Consider the following 14,553-nt stretch of genomic DNA (forward strand, 5'->3'; position numbering starts at 1 on the left):
TTCGCGTGGTAAGTATGGAAAACCAGACTAATGAGCCGGACGGCGCAAATATGCACGAAGAAATGCGGCGTGCATTCGCGTTGCTTTCGGGGAAATGGAAACTCGAAATCATGTGGCTTCTCAACCAGCGCATTTATCGCTTCAACGAGCTGCGCAAAGCCATTCCTGGCATCACCCAGCATATGTTGACCGCCCAATTGCGGGAGCTTGAGTTGGACGGTTTGGTTTCCCGCACGGTCTATGCCGAGGTCCCGCCTCGCGTGGAGTACGAGATAACTGCGAAAGCCAGAGGCCTCGGTCCGACAATGGAAGCGTTGACGGCCTGGTGGAATGAATACGGAAAAAGCGTCCCGGAAAAAGTGGCACGTGGACGCAAAGTAACGCCGAAAAAGTAGTTGGGTTGCCGCCAGTCACTGGAGGCAACCGCTATTTTTCAGATGACAGCCTGAGATGAAATGCACGCCGCAGAGAGGCGCTTGTCACTCTGTCACGTCAGGCGGCGCGCATCGGGAACGGTGGCAGAGCGATCTGCTCTTCCTGCTCGATGTTTTCAGGGTTTTCTTCAGCCTGCATCCAGGTGATCAGTTCAAAGCTGCCATCTTCATTTTCGGCAATTGCCGTGCAGCTTTCCACCCAGTCACCAGTATTGATGTAACGGATACCATCCATCTCGCTGATCACGGCGTGGTGGATATGGCCACAGATAACGCCGTCCACATCGTTACGCTTGGCTTCGTCCACCACAACGCGCTGGAACTCGCCAATGAAGTTGACGGCATGTTTGACCTGCAGCTTTGCCCAGGCCGAGAACGACCAGTATGGCAGGCCGATACGGCGACGAACGGCTGCCAGTATCACATTGATGGCAATTGCTGCGTCGTAGGCCCAGTCACCGAGGTAAGCGAGCAGACGGGCATTACGCACGACCACGTCAAACTCATCGCCGTGGATGATCAGGTATTTCTTGCCGTCTGCCGCTTCATGCACCATACGTTCGGCGACTTCGATACCGCCGAAGTGCGAACCGGGAAACTCTCTGAGGAACTCATCATGGTTGCCGGGAATATAGATGATCCGGGCACCCTTGCGCGCCTTGCGCAGCAGTTTCTGCACAACATCATTGCAGCCTTGCGGCCAGTACCAGTTGCGGCGCAAACGCCAGCCGTCAATGATGTCTCCCACCAGAATGATCGTGTCAGCATCATGATGACGCAAGAAATCTAGGAGGTAGTCGGTTTTGGCAGCCTTGGAGCCAAGGTGCACGTCCGAGATAAATAAGGTTCTGAAATGTCTGGTTTCCATTTGCCGGGCCACGGAATTCATCCCCCTGTCTTGGCAATCAAACTACATACTCCAGAACCAGAGTCGTGTTTCAGCATCATGACAAAGGACTATTTTCTGCCGCAAAACCCTCTTCACCCACACTCATTTTGACACGAATCAATCAAATAACGGCTGTACCATGGGGCTGATTGATGTATTCAGAAGCCCAACGAAAACATTTGAAAAAAGCGGTGCAGGAATGAATTCGCAGGATAAAAACAAAACTCAACCAAAACCAGCAAGTGCTGACCTGGACGAACAGGCGCTGTTTTTCCACCGCTATCCGCGCCCCGGCAAACTCGAAATTCAACCGACCAAGCCGCTCGGCAACCAGCGCGACCTGGCACTGGCCTATTCGCCGGGTGTTGCAGCACCTTGCCTTGCCATTCACGAGAACCCCGAAACGGCCGCCGAATATACGGCACGCGCCAATCTGGTGGCTGTTATCTCCAACGGTACGGCTGTTCTTGGCCTCGGCAATATCGGTCCGCTGGCCTCCAAGCCAGTGATGGAAGGAAAAGCCGTCCTGTTCAAGAAATTCGCCGGCATCGACGTATTCGACATCGAAATCGACGCGCCCGGCATCAACGACATGGTCTCGACCATCTCGGCGCTGGAGCCGACCTTTGGCGGCATCAACCTTGAAGACATCAAGGCGCCTGAATGTTTCGAAGTCGAGCGCCAGCTGCGCGAAAAGATGAACATTCCAGTGTTCCACGACGACCAGCATGGCACCGCGATCATCGTGGCTGCCGCCGTGATGAACGGCCTGGAACTGGCTGGCAAGTCGCTTGGCAATGTCAAGATCGTCACGTCAGGCGCCGGTGCGGCCGCCCTTGCCTGCCTTAACCTGCTGGTATCGCTGGGCGCCAAGAAGGAAAACATCTGGGTTCACGACATTGAGGGCCTCGTTTATGACGGCCGCAATACCCTGATGGACGAGTGGAAAGAAATCTACGCCCAGAAGAGCGACAAACGCGTTCTGGCCGAATCCATCGATGGCGCAGATGTCTTCCTCGGTCTCTCGGCGGCTGGCGTTCTGAAGCCTGAGCTGCTGGTACAGATGGCTGAAAAGCCGCTTATTCTGGCTCTTGCCAACCCGAACCCGGAAATCATGCCGGAAGTGGCGCGTGCAGCCCGTCCTGATGCGATGATCTGCACCGGCCGTTCGGACTTCCCGAACCAGGTGAACAACGTTCTCTGCTTCCCGTACATCTTCCGCGGCGCCCTTGATTGTGGTGCAACCACCATCAACGAAGAAATGAAGATGGCGGCCGTCAAGGCAATTGCCGAACTGGCGCGGGAAGAAATCTCGGAAGTGGCTGCGAAAGCCTATTCCGGTGACACACCGCTGTTTGGACCGACCTACCTCATTCCATCGCCATTCGACCCGCGCCTTATCCTGCGCATTGCACCGGCCGTTGCCCGTGCGGCGGCAGCCAGCGGCGTTGCATCGCGTCCGATCACCGATTTCGACGCCTATCTCGACCAGCTGAACCGCTTCGTCTGGCGCTCTGGTTTCGTGATGAAGCCAATCTTTGCCGCTGCAAAATCGGCTGAGAAGAAGCGCATCATCTTCTCGGAAGGTGAAGACGAGCGCGTGCTGCGTGCTGCCCAGGTTCTGCTGGAAGAAGGCACCGGCGTACCGATCCTGATCGGTCGCCCGCAGATCATCGAATCCCGCCTCAAGCGTTTCGGTCTGCGCATTCGTCCGCATGCAGACTTTGCCGTGGTCAATCCGGAAGACGATCCACGTTACCGCGAATATGTCGATGATTACTTCGCGCTGGTTGGCCGCATGGGTATCAACCCGGAAGCTGCCCGCACCATCGTTCGTACCAACACCACCGTCATAGGTGCGCTGTCGGTCAAGCGTGGTGAAGCAGACGCGCTGATCTGCGGTCTAGAAGGCCGTTTTGACCGTCACCTGCGTGACGTCAACCAGATCATTGGCAAGAAAAAGGACGTGCGTGCATTCTCGGGCCTCAGCCTGATCATCTCGCAGCGTGGCGCAACCTTCTTCACCGATACGTTTGTGACCTACAATCCAACCGCAGAAGAAGTTGCTGAAAGCACCATTCTGGCCGCTCAGGAAATCCGCCGCTTCGGCATCACGCCAAAGGCCGCGCTGATCAGCCACTCGAACTTTGGTTCGCGTGATTCGGAAAGCGCCCGCAAGATGCGTGACGCCTTGCAGATCGTGCGTGACACCGCACCGGATCTCGAAGTCGATGGCGAAATGCAGGGTGGTTCTGCCCTGACCGAAAGCCTGCGCAAGCGTGCGATGCCTGACAGCACGCTGTCTGGCGAAGCAAACCTGCTGGTGTTCCCGAACCTTGACGCGGCGAATATTTCGCTCGGTCTGGTTCGCACCATGACAGATGCGCTGCATGTTGGCCCGATCCTGCTCGGCACCGCCCTTCCCGCACATATTCTGTCGCCAACCGTGACATCGCGCGGCGTGGTCAACATGGCAGCCTTGGCTGTCGTGGAAGCCTCGCATCCGTAATGGTGCCCTAAAGCTGCGTTAACGCAGTTTTGAATTGCCGATTGCCGCAACTGCCTCATTTATATGATAACAATCGGATGAATGAGGCGCTTGCGGCATATATTTTTCCATCCTTTTTGTTTGGATGTCCGCAGACGCGAAGCCGAAAACGCAACCACATCGGAAGCGGAACATACAGGTGACAGCTTTGAAACTGCGCAATTTTACAATGCTGTTTTTGCCGGTACTGATCGGCAGCTTTCCTGCCGCGTCCTTTGCTGCCTCGGTGTGTGATGACCTGCGTCAGGAATTGCGCGCGCCTGCGCAGATTATTGGAAACACTGCCGAAGTGCGCCATTTTGCAAGCGCCTTGACCCGCCAGAACATCATCATCCGCAAAATCCGCAATGATCTGAGAGCCTATGGCTGCTCGAGCGGCAGCATTGTCGTTTACGGCGGTGAAAATGCCCAGCTGTGCGACCAGATCGAAGATGCACTTTATGACGCCGAGGCGGAGCGGGACGACCTGCTTGTCAGCCGCGACCAGATGATCGCACAGCAGCGCAATCGCGGCGTTGACCGTGATCGTATCATGGCCGCACTTGATGCCAATGGCTGCTTTGACGAACGCCCACAGTCTGCCGCCGCTAGCCCGAATGACCAGACCCAGGAATTTGCCCCACCCGGCATGATCGAGGTGGACCCGAACCGCCAGCCGGTGTTCACACCGCCAATGCAGGGCGGCCTTAGAACCCTGTGCGTACGCACCTGCGACGGCGCGTTCTTCCCGATTTCGTCCAATGCCTCACCGCTTGATTTTCGCCGTCAGGCCGCGACCTGTGAACAAATGTGCCCCGGTTCTGAGACCGAGCTTTATTACCACTCCCTGCAAGGTCAGGAGAGTGCGGATATGGTTTCTGCCGAGACCGGCAAGCCATACAAGGACCTGCCGACCGCCTTTGCCTATCGCAACACGTCAGCAGACACCCGCTCGCCATCCTGCGGCTGCAACATGGCGTCTTATTTCGACCAGATGAAAAAGCAGGAAGAGGCCAACCAGTCAAAACCCGCAGAACCCTATTCCGGCGTTACAGATATCAAGACGCCGAATGGCGAAAACAAGCAGGCAGAACAACCGGTTGCCGAAGCACCAGCCGAGCGCGACTATGATCCCAAGGATAGTAAAGTCCGGGTCGTTGGACCACAGTTTCTGCCCGAGGAAACCAGCCGGATCGATCTGCACAATCCGGCTCTGCAGGGTGCACAACCGCAGCAGCAGTGACGCACGACGCGTTTCCTTACGCGTGCCAATAGATTTATCGACTGCCCCACTGATCCTGGAACACCAGATCTTCCAGCGGCAGCCTTTTGGCCCAGCCCTTAACGGCCAGTTCCGGCTCGCCGTAGAGTTCGGTCACGTACCCCAGACATAACCAGGCAACGATTTCGATATGGTCGGGAATGCCGAGAATGCGGCGTATGTCTGCATCATGGAAGATACTGACCCAACCGACACCCACCCCTTCGGCACGGGCAGCAAGCCACAGGTTCTGGATGGCGCAGACCGTGGAATAGATATCCATGCGCGGGTTGTGGGTGCGTCCCAGAACGACGGTACCACCACGGGTCGGATCGCAGGTCACGCAGATGCTGAGGGGGGCGGTGCGAATACCCTCGAGCTTGAGGCTACGATAAAGGCTTTGCCTGTCATCTTCGAACAGCAGCGCCGCCTCCTCATTGGCGCGGGCGAAAGCCTGCCAGGCGGCATCACGCACCGTCTGATCCCTGATCAGTGTGAAGTTCCACGGCTGCATGAAACCGACCGAGGGTGCGGCGTGAGCGGCAGCCAGTAGCCTTGTCACCAGATCATCCGGCAATGGATGGCTTTCGAACTCATTGCGCACATCACGGCGCGTCTCAATGGCCCGGTAAACGGCTGCCTTGTCATCACAGGAAAAAGCGCCAGCCGCGTGGCGGGCTTCAGAAAACGGATCGTCCTGCATCGTTAATCCCCAACAATGCTTATTGCCGGCAAATCCCGCAGAACCCACCAGGCAAACAACCATTCCCGCCGTCCATACGGGCTGGTCTATGATGTCGGGCCGGTCTTCTGGCTTGGCATCGTCCTTCCGCTGCCGCCTTCCCGGAACATCCAGTGGCGATTGGTGCAGCAGATGTCCGCCTTACAGCGTTGGGCACGCTCCGGTCTTGCACCGGATTCCCGATTCTCCCGCACGTCGTGCAGGCACCTGACGGCAGTGCTTATGTCCGCTAGATCGCGCAAATGCAAGCACGGGTGCATGTGGCGTTAGGTCGCCGGGAAATACCTGACATAGGCGAACTCATCGCCGTCAGGCGACCAGTTGGGCGAGTTCATGGTGCCCTGCCCGCCAAACAGTTCAAACAGCGTCTCGACATTGCCGCCATCGGTATCCATCAACCGCACCCGCACATTCAGATCACGGGGATGGTCAAAGACATCGGCGTCGTAGGACACGAACACCACCTTGTCGCCTGATGGCGATGGATGGGGAAACCAGTCTCCAAAATTGCTGTCGGTTACGCGCTCGACAGATGAGCCATCAGTCTTCACACGCCATATCTGCATCAGCCCGGTGCGGCTGGAATTGAAATAGATCCACTGGCCATCGGCGGAGTAATCCGGCCCGTCATTACGGCCCTCACCATGCGTAAGACGTGATTCAACTCCGCTTTCTATGTCCATGGAATATATATCAAAAACCTGATCGCGAATGCCGCAGTAGGCAAATGATTTTCCATCCGGTGACCAGCCATGCCAATAGGATGGCAAATTGTGCGTCATCAGCCTTGGCGTGCCGCCGGAAGACGGCAGCAGGTAGATTGCGCTCTTGCCAAACTCCACCTTGTCGGAAATGGCATAAAGCGAACCGTCGGGCGAAATGCCATGGTCGTTGTTGCACAGGGTCGCAAAACCGGTATCCACCTTGACCGGTGTCGGATCACCCGAAAGCGACAGGCGATAGATCAGCCCATCGGCATTGAGCAGCAGATATTGGCCATCCGGCGACCAGTTGGGCGCTTCAAACAGCGCCTCGGTCTGCCAGACCACACGCATCTGACGGGTGCGGATGTTGTAGATTTCGATGGAACTGCGCACGCATCCTCCCGGGATTGCTCATCAACAGGATTGAGCGGACATTTTATTTGCCTCGCCCGACACCTTTACATAATGATCCTATTGCCGCAGGCACCGTCCTGCAAATTCAAATAAGGAGAACAGCAGCGTTTCGGCACAGTCCGTTTACCCTGCCCCGTTTCTCCCAGGTTCGAGGTTCCGCGATGAATTCCATCGCCGATCAAGGCATCCATTTTGGCCGGATTGCCGCCATGCTTCCCGTCAAGGACATTCAAAAGGCCCATGACTTCTATGTCGGAGTGCTCGGCTTCACCAAGGTGTTTGAAAACGGAAATCCCGTCGGTTTCATGATCCTGAAACAGGGCAATGCCGAGCTGCATCTGACCCTGCAGCCGTCACACAAGGCAGCCCCCTTCAACGTTGCTCACATGATGGTGAGTGACGTCGATGCCCTGCATAGGCTGTGCAAACAACATGGCCTGCGCATCATCAAAGGTCTGCAGGACAAGGATTACGGCCTGCGCGCCTTCGTGTTTGAAGACCCGGATGGCAACCGCATCGATGTCGGCCAGGTAATCTAGGTACGGGAATGGTGTCGCGCCGACGCGCTCCGCTGGATATCCGTGACAAGCATAGTCGTGTTGCAGCCATACACGGCAACACAGCATACAAAAACGGCGCGGTTTGATCCGCGCCGCTCTTATCTCTACCGATCTCTGAACCGGTTGGTGATCGGGTAACGGCGATCACGCCCGAAGTTCTTCTTGGTAATTTTCACACCCGGCGCAGACTGGCGGCGCTTGTACTCCGCAAGATAAAGCAAATGCTCGATGCGATGTACGGTCGTGACGTCATGGCCGCGCGCCACAATGTCATCCACCGACATTTCCTGCTCCACCAGGCATTCCAGGATATCATCCAGCACCGGATATGGTGGCAGTGAATCCTGGTCAGTCTGGTTTGGACGCAGTTCGGCCGATGGCGCCTTGGAAAGGATGTTCGCCGGTATCACCTCACCGGACGGACCAAGCGCGGTTGGCGGCACATGTTCGTTACGCCATTTCGAAATGGCGTAGACCTGCATCTTGTAGAGGTCCTTGATCGGGTTGAAGCCGCCATTCATATCGCCATAAAGCGTGGCGTAACCCACCGACATCTCAGACTTGTTGCCAGTCGTTACCACCATGGAGCCAAACTTGTTGGAAACCGCCATCAGGATGGTGCCACGGGTACGGCTTTGCAGGTTTTCTTCGGTAATGCCCTCTTCGGTACCCTCAAACAGTTCGGCAAGCGACGACAGGAAACCTTCCACCGGCTCGACAATCGGCACGATGTCGTAACGGCAGCCCAGCGCCTTGGCGCAATCGGCGGCGTCTTTCAGCGATTCATCTGAGGTGTAGCGGTATGGCAGCATGATGCAGCGAACACGCTCTTCACCCAGCGCATCGACCGCAATCGCTGCGCAAATGGCGGAATCGATACCACCGGACAGGCCAAGCACAACGCTCTTGAAGCCGTTCTTGTTGACGTAGTCGCGGAAGCCCAGCAGGCAGGCGCGGTAATCCGCTTCCTCGCCCTCGGGGATTTTCGACATCGGGCCGCTGTGGCAGTACCAGCCGTTTTCAGTGCGCTTCCAGTCGGTGACGGCAAGTGTCGCCTCAAACTGGCTCATCTGAAATGCCAGGCTCTTGTCGGCATTCAGCGCAAAACTTGCGCCGTCGAATACCAGTTCGTCCTGCCCACCAAGCTGGTTTGCAAAAATCAGCGGCAGATTGGTTTCGATAACCTGACGTAGCGCCACCTGATGGCGCACTTCCACCTTGCCGCGATAGTAGGGCGAACCGTTGGGCACCAGCAGCAATTCGGCACCGGTTTCCGCCAGCGTTTCGCACACGCCCATGTCGTTCCAGATTTCTTCGCAAATCGGGATACCGAGCCTGACACCACGGAAATTCACGGGACCGGGCATTTCGCCGGCCACGAATACACGCTTTTCGTCAAACTCGCCGTAGTTCGGCAGGTCGATCTTATCGCGCAGCATCAAGATCTTGCCGCCGTCCAACACGGCGACCGAGTTGTGGCGGCCAAGTTCACCCTGTCTTGGGAAACCGACAATGACGCCGGGACCGCCATCGGCGGTGTCTGCCGCCAGATCTTCAACCGCCTTCAGGCAGGCATTGAGAAACGCCGGCTTCAAAACCAGATCTTCCGGCGGATAACCTGAAATAAACAGCTCGGTCAGAAGCAGAAGGTCAGCACCCTGGCTGGCCGCATCTGCCCTTGCCTCACGCGCCTTGGCGAGGTTGCCCGCCACGTCGCCAACCGTTGGATTGAACTGCCCGATAGCAATTCGAAGAGTATTCGGTGTGGTGTGTAAGTCGCTCATACATAACCATTTAACGTGTGGCGTCTTACTCCGCAATCAGTGATGAGAAGCACAGGCGAGGTCACGTAAATTTCATCCCGAAACACTGTGCATTTTCAACAGTTCATGTCGCGTTCATGAAACTTATGTGACAGTTACATGACAAATTGACGACAGATCTTTTCATGATTCTGTGACCATACCGCCGGAGTGACGACATTGAGTAAATCGGTTCCCGAGATCGAGGAAACCGAGAGGGCTGCTTTTGCCCTTTCAACAAGAAGTATCAAGCGCATAACGATGCTGCTGGGCGAAGCGGTTTTCGTGGTGAATACACTGCTTGGCGCGCTGCTTCTGGTCGTTCTCCTGGAATGGATTGCCCGCGGCACGCTGACCGATGTAGGCACATTTTTAACCTCGACTGCCCGGCCCGGCATGACCACGGTTGCTGCGGTCTTTTTGGCGATGATTGCCCTCGACGCGCTGTTTGGCCGCCACTACCAGTCGTTTATCATTGCGGTACCGGCACTGCTCATCCCGGCCCTCATTTCCAGCCAGAAGCAGTTCTACCTCTCTGACCCGCTCTACCCGTCCGACATGCTGTTTGGCCGGCAGATTTTCCAGCTGCTGCCTGCCATGTTGCAGGCACGGCCGCTGGCGGCGGTCGGTGTGTTTGCCGGTCTTGCCATTGCCATTGTTGCCATCGTTTTTGCAGCCCGCTTCATCTACAAGGCGTCGCCTGCGCTGCCACTCACCGGCCGTCTGTGGCGCTTGGCGCTTGCCGTTCCGGTTTTGGCCGGTCTTGGTTCCCTGATGGAATATTCGCAATATTCCTGGATCCGCGATCGCCTGAACATTATTCCGATGATGTGGGACCAGAAGGAAAACTATCGCCATAACGGTTTTGTCATGGCCTTTACCTTCAACATTCCGATGGCCAATGTCTCGGCACCAGACACCTATAATGCTGACAATATTGCCGATATCTATGCAGACGGTTCGGCCTTTGCCATCAACAACAGCAAAAGGCCTGACGTTATCGTCATCATGAACGAGTCGCTGTGGGACCCGCGCAAGCTCTCCAACGTCTCGCTGACGCCAGACCCGATGCCGACCATTCGCGCCACCCAGTCCGGCAATGTGTTTTCGCCGGAATTTGGCGGCATGACGGCCAATGTGGAATTTGAAGCGCTGACCGGCTTCTCCAACGCCTTCCTGCCCTATGGCAGCATTCCATACCAGCAATATATACGTGGGCCTGTTCCTTCGCTGGCGACCTTCTTCCGCGCTGAGGGTTATTCGGCCATTGCCATGCACCCGTTCCAGGAATGGTTCTGGAACCGCAAGGAGGTCTACAAGTCCTTCGGTTTTGAAGAATTCCGTTCGGAAGAAAACATGCCTGCCATGGAAAAGCGCGGCATCTTCGCCTCTGACGAGGCGCTGTTCGAGCAGATCATGAGCGCGGCCGATAACGCGCAGAACCCGCTGTTCCTGTTTGCTGTAACACTGCAGGGCCATGGCCCCTATGAGGCAAACCGTTACGCCAACAATTCCATTCGCGTTGATGGCAAGGGCAATCTTTCGCCCGGTGCCGAAGACGCGCTGGCGACGTATGCGCAGGGCGTGAACGAGTCCGACAAAAGCATTGCGCGCCTGATCGACTGGGCCAAGAAACGCAACCGCGAAACCATCATCGTGACCTTTGGCGATCACCTGCCACCGATGGGTCAGGTCTATGTCGAAAGCGGCTATATGCCGGGCATGGTGGCGACACGCCGTGCACCTCTTGAGGTGATGAAGCGCGAACATGAAACACCTCTGGTAGTGTGGTCGTCCAAGTCAGGTACACGCAAAAACATCGGCTCGATCAGCCCTGCCATGTTGCCGTACCACGTGCTGAAAACTGCCGGCATGGATGATCCTTTCTACACCGGCATGCTTGGCCGTGTGCAGAATCAATACCCGGTTGTGGACCGTCACATGCTGGTGGATGCCAAGGATAACGGTATTGCCGACTGGTCGATTTCCTCCCAGTCGATACCCGACATCATCAGGGACTACCGTCTGTTGCAATACGACATGATGTTTGGCGAGAAATACGGCAAATCGCGTTTCTTCCCCGGCTTTGACTGGCTGAACAATGCAGATAGCTGGGGCGAAACACGGACAACCGCCGAAAGCAGTTGAACGAACACCCGGCAAACGCTTATCTCTTCGTCAGCCTCCAGCAGGTTCCCATGACGGAGAGATACTGTGTCCCATATTCATGAAGCCATTGTTTCGCGTTTCAAAAGCTCCAAAAAAGACATTGGAGATGTCGAGAAGCGTGTTCTCGAAATCGCGAAAAACCGGGAATTTGTCAGTACGGACACCAATGCGGCCTTCTCAGCCGAAACATCATTCGGAGAACGTCTGGCTGACTCGATAGCCAGGGTGGGCGGATCATGGGGCTTCATCCTCACATTTCTAGCCTTCCTGATTGCCTGGGCTGTGATCAACGTCATCGTATTGACCTCGGATGCCTTTGACCCCTACCCCTTCGTGTTCCTCAATCTCATCCTGTCGATGCTGGCGGCCATTCAGGCACCGATCATCATGATGTCGCAAAACCGCCAGACGACCCGTGACCGGTTTGAAGCGGCCAAGGATTATGAAGTCAACCTGAAGGCCGAGCTGGAAGTGTTTGCCCTGCACCAGAAAATCGACATGAAGGTGCTGGCGGAACTGGCAGCATTGCGTGAAGACATGGCGGGCATTCGTGAACAGCTGTCAAACCTGCAGAAACCGTAAGTGGCCATAAGCGGGCAGTTCGCAATTGTCTCCGAATGATGCCGTCCGCCTCCCTAGCGGTTTGTAACGCCACGATATTTATTTTCACAAAGCAGCCATTCAGTTACGAATCCGTCAGACTCGTACGCTACAGATTGACGCAGGCAATTGTTGCAGTGCACTGTTGGCGCAGCAATGGCAGGCGGATTCGGTTTATCGCCTGACGCGGATGGCATCATGACATCTCCACCGGAAGCCATTCATTAAACGGGAATACCGTTATCTTTAGAAGTTCATCGTTTCGAGGCTTTGCATGAATCAATACGATCTCATCGTTGTCGGTAGTGGCCCGGCAGGACGTCGCGCCGCCATTCAGGCAGCAAAACTGGAAAAGAAAGTTCTGGTTATCGAAAAAGGTTCACGCGTTGGCGGCGTTTCGGTGCACACTGGCACCATTCCTTCCAAGACGCTTCGTGAGACAGCCTTGAACCTGACAGGCTGGCGTGAGCGCGGTTTTTATGGCCGCTCATACCGTGTCAAACAGGAAATCAACGCCGAAGATCTTCGCCGCCGTCTTCTCATCACACTCGACCATGAAGTCGAAGTCCTGGAGCATCAGTTTGCCAGAAACCGTGTGCAGCACCTGCGCGGCATGGCAACCTTCATTGATGCCAACACGCTTGAGGTCGTGAAGAGTGATGGCGAAGTGCAGAAAGTCACTGGTACCTCGATTCTGCTGGCCATCGGCACTCGGCCCTACCGTCCGCCACATGTGCCCTTTGACCATGATGCCATTCTCGACAGCGACGAAATCCTTGAAATCAAGGAACTGCCCCGCTCGATGATCGTGATTGGTGCCGGTGTTATCGGCATTGAATATGCCACGATCTTCAGCGCGCTCGACACCCAGGTGACCGTGGTTGAACCGCGTGACACCATGCTTGAATTCATCGACAAGGAAATTGTCGAAGACTTCGCCTACCAGTTGCGCGACCGCAACATGAAGCTGATCTTCGGCCAGAAGGCGGAAAAGATCGAACGCGAAGAAAACGGCAAGTGCAAGGTCACACTGGGCAGCGGCCGTGTTCTGCAGGCCGAAACCGTGCTGTTTGCTGCGGGTCGTGTTGGCGCAACGGACACATTGAACCTTGCCGCGTGCGGCCTTGAGGCTGACAGTCGCGGCCGCCTGAAGGTGGACCCTGAGACATTCCAGACCTCGGTTCCTAACATATACGCGGCCGGTGACGTGATCGGCTTTCCAAGCCTCGCCTCAACCTCGATGGAACAGGGCCGTATTGCCGCGCGCCACGCGGTTGGTGCACCGACCAGCGAACCACCGCAGTTTTTCCCTTACGGCATCTACGCCGTTCCAGAAATTTCCACCTGCGGCCTGACCGAAGAGGAAGTCACAGAACGTGGCATTCCCTATGAATGCGGCATTGCGCATTTCCGCGAAACATCGCGCGGTCATATCATGGGTCTCGATACCGGCCTGTTGAAAATGATCTTCTCGCTGAAGACACGCCGCCTGCTTGGCGTTCATATTGTCGGTGAAGGTGCAACCGAGCTGGTGCATATCGGCCAGGCGGTTCTCAACCTCAAAGGCACAGTCGAATATTTCGTCGAAAATACCTTCAACTACCCTACCCTTGCCGAAGCCTACAAGATTGCTGGCCTCGACGCATGGAACCGTATGGGCGAACTGAAAAAAGAAACGTAAGACGCTCTCGCCTTACGTCACTACCAACTGATTTTGTAACGGGCGCTGATGGCCGGGCGGAAGTGATCTTCATAACCCTGCCTCAGCGTTCCGGTTACGGTGATATTGTCACCCAGACGCTGCTCAAGCGCCACATCCGAACTGAATTCAGAAAACGTATCCTTGCTATTGCCGGTCAGCACGAAGCTGGTCCCGGTTTCCGAACGCGTCAATCGCAGCGATTGCGACACATTCACTCCACCCCATTGGCGGGCAGAACCATCATACCGCACAGTAAAGTTCCTGTTGGTTTCAACGTCCAACTCTGGCGTGACGATGCGCTTTTGCGAGGATGTCACGGTAACGCTGCCCGAACCGGTCAGCGCATTCATCAACACGCCGATATCACGCGCCATCGACACACCAGGCAGATTCTCTGACAACAGCGTGAGATTGCCCCACAGGCGCACCGGGGAATCAACGATCGCGCCACCCTTGGACGCGTTCACGCCCATTTCCAGCCCGCCACGAATGGGCGTGTCGGTCGGCAACCTGGCACCAATCCGTGTCGTGTAGGACCGGTCGGAGTTTTTCACCGGGTTCCAGATCAATCCACGCTCATCTGCCAATGACAGGGACGGAGAAAGAACCAGCATGACAATTGCCAGAAACATACGCTGGCTGCTTTTTGCAAACATCAGTCTGCCCTCATCACCTCAGGGCGCCAGACATGCGTCTTCACGCAGTGCCATGACGCAAAACCCGTTGAATATTGGCATCGACCCACAACG

Annotated in this window: 12 protein-coding genes and 1 riboswitch; of the genes, 7 read left to right on the top strand and 5 right to left on the bottom strand. The window is 56.0% G+C overall.

Features of this window, described 5'->3' with window-relative positions; all coding sequences use genetic code 11:
- Window positions 1-14: 14 nt before the first annotated feature.
- Window positions 15-395, top strand: coding sequence for a winged helix-turn-helix transcriptional regulator (locus HGO37_RS06495; RefSeq protein ID WP_285200517.1), 381 nt, complete (start codon window positions 15-17; stop codon window positions 393-395).
- A gap of 97 nt (window positions 396-492) precedes the next feature.
- Here the strand turns inward: HGO37_RS06495 and HGO37_RS06500 are convergent, their stop codons facing one another.
- Window positions 493-1,323 carry a UDP-2,3-diacylglucosamine diphosphatase gene (locus HGO37_RS06500; protein WP_192487745.1) on the bottom strand — a complete coding sequence of 277 codons (831 nt, stop codon included), beginning with the start codon at window positions 1,321-1,323 and terminating at the stop codon, window positions 493-495.
- A 199-nt stretch (window positions 1,324-1,522) separates the two neighbouring features.
- Between HGO37_RS06500 and HGO37_RS06505 the strand changes: the two genes are divergently transcribed.
- A complete protein-coding gene (locus tag HGO37_RS06505; RefSeq protein ID WP_192487744.1) occupies window positions 1,523-3,832 on the top strand; it encodes an NADP-dependent malic enzyme in 2,310 nt (769 codons plus the stop codon).
- Window positions 3,833-4,010: 178 nt separating this feature from the next.
- Window positions 4,011-5,093, top strand: coding sequence for a DUF2865 domain-containing protein (locus HGO37_RS06510; protein WP_352230553.1), 1,083 nt, complete (start codon window positions 4,011-4,013; stop codon window positions 5,091-5,093).
- Between the two features lie 34 nt (window positions 5,094-5,127).
- Here HGO37_RS06510 and bluB read toward each other — a convergent pair whose 3' ends face one another.
- Window positions 5,128-5,814: a 5,6-dimethylbenzimidazole synthase gene (gene bluB / locus HGO37_RS06515; protein WP_250982651.1), complete on the bottom strand. Its 687-nt coding sequence runs from the start codon at window positions 5,812-5,814 to the stop codon at window positions 5,128-5,130.
- 80 nt (window positions 5,815-5,894) lie between these two features.
- Window positions 5,895-6,079, bottom strand: a riboswitch (cobalamin riboswitch).
- 40 nt (window positions 6,080-6,119) lie between these two features.
- Window positions 6,120-6,950, bottom strand: a complete 831-nt coding sequence (locus HGO37_RS06520; protein ID WP_250982652.1) for a TolB family protein — start codon at window positions 6,948-6,950, stop codon at window positions 6,120-6,122.
- 182 nt (window positions 6,951-7,132) lie between these two features.
- On the opposite strand from HGO37_RS06520, the gene HGO37_RS06525 reads away from it, so the two are divergent.
- A complete protein-coding gene (locus HGO37_RS06525) occupies window positions 7,133-7,510 on the top strand; it encodes a glyoxalase superfamily protein (RefSeq protein ID WP_250982653.1) in 378 nt (125 codons plus the stop codon).
- 125 nt (window positions 7,511-7,635) lie between these two features.
- Here HGO37_RS06525 and HGO37_RS06530 read toward each other — a convergent pair whose 3' ends face one another.
- On the bottom strand, window positions 7,636-9,315 hold the full coding sequence (locus tag HGO37_RS06530; protein ID WP_250982654.1) for an NAD+ synthase: 1,680 nt from the start codon (window positions 9,313-9,315) through the stop codon (window positions 7,636-7,638).
- Window positions 9,316-9,513: 198 nt separating this feature from the next.
- Here HGO37_RS06530 and HGO37_RS06535 point away from each other — a divergent pair, with 198 nt between their 5' ends.
- From HGO37_RS06535 to sthA, 3 genes are all read left to right on the top strand, one after another.
- A complete protein-coding gene (locus HGO37_RS06535; protein WP_502941387.1) occupies window positions 9,514-11,481 on the top strand; it encodes an LTA synthase family protein in 1,968 nt (655 codons plus the stop codon).
- A 66-nt stretch (window positions 11,482-11,547) separates the two neighbouring features.
- Window positions 11,548-12,084: a DUF1003 domain-containing protein gene (locus HGO37_RS06540; protein ID WP_250982655.1), complete on the top strand. Its 537-nt coding sequence runs from the start codon at window positions 11,548-11,550 to the stop codon at window positions 12,082-12,084.
- Between the two features lie 292 nt (window positions 12,085-12,376).
- Window positions 12,377-13,783 carry a Si-specific NAD(P)(+) transhydrogenase gene (gene sthA, locus HGO37_RS06545; RefSeq protein WP_250982656.1) on the top strand — a complete coding sequence of 469 codons (1,407 nt, stop codon included), beginning with the start codon at window positions 12,377-12,379 and terminating at the stop codon, window positions 13,781-13,783.
- A 20-nt stretch (window positions 13,784-13,803) separates the two neighbouring features.
- Here the strand turns inward: sthA and HGO37_RS06550 are convergent, their stop codons facing one another.
- A complete protein-coding gene (locus HGO37_RS06550) occupies window positions 13,804-14,436 on the bottom strand; it encodes a hypothetical protein (protein ID WP_405049387.1) in 633 nt (210 codons plus the stop codon).
- Window positions 14,437-14,553 lie beyond the last annotated feature (117 nt).

This window comes from Rhizobium sp. CG4 (assembly GCF_023701965.1).
Lineage (GTDB): Bacteria > Pseudomonadota > Alphaproteobacteria > Rhizobiales > Rhizobiaceae > Agrobacterium.

Excerpts from the sequence above, each read along its gene's own strand:
- HGO37_RS06495 (WP_285200517.1), top strand. The coding sequence starts at position 15 with ATGGAAAACCAGACTAATGAGCCGGACGGCGCAAATATGCACGAAGAA.
- sthA (WP_250982656.1), top strand. The coding sequence starts at position 12,377 with ATGAATCAATACGATCTCATCGTTGTCGGTAGTGGCCCGGCAGGACGT.
- HGO37_RS06550 (WP_405049387.1), bottom strand. The coding sequence starts at position 14,436 with ATGTTTCTGGCAATTGTCATGCTGGTTCTTTCTCCGTCCCTGTCATTG.
- HGO37_RS06500 (WP_192487745.1), bottom strand. The coding sequence starts at position 1,323 with ATGAATTCCGTGGCCCGGCAAATGGAAACCAGACATTTCAGAACCTTA.
- bluB (WP_250982651.1), bottom strand. The coding sequence starts at position 5,814 with ATGCAGGACGATCCGTTTTCTGAAGCCCGCCACGCGGCTGGCGCTTTT.
- HGO37_RS06530 (WP_250982654.1), bottom strand. The coding sequence starts at position 9,315 with ATGAGCGACTTACACACCACACCGAATACTCTTCGAATTGCTATCGGG.
- HGO37_RS06525 (WP_250982653.1), top strand. The coding sequence starts at position 7,133 with ATGAATTCCATCGCCGATCAAGGCATCCATTTTGGCCGGATTGCCGCC.
- HGO37_RS06505 (WP_192487744.1), top strand. The coding sequence starts at position 1,523 with ATGAATTCGCAGGATAAAAACAAAACTCAACCAAAACCAGCAAGTGCT.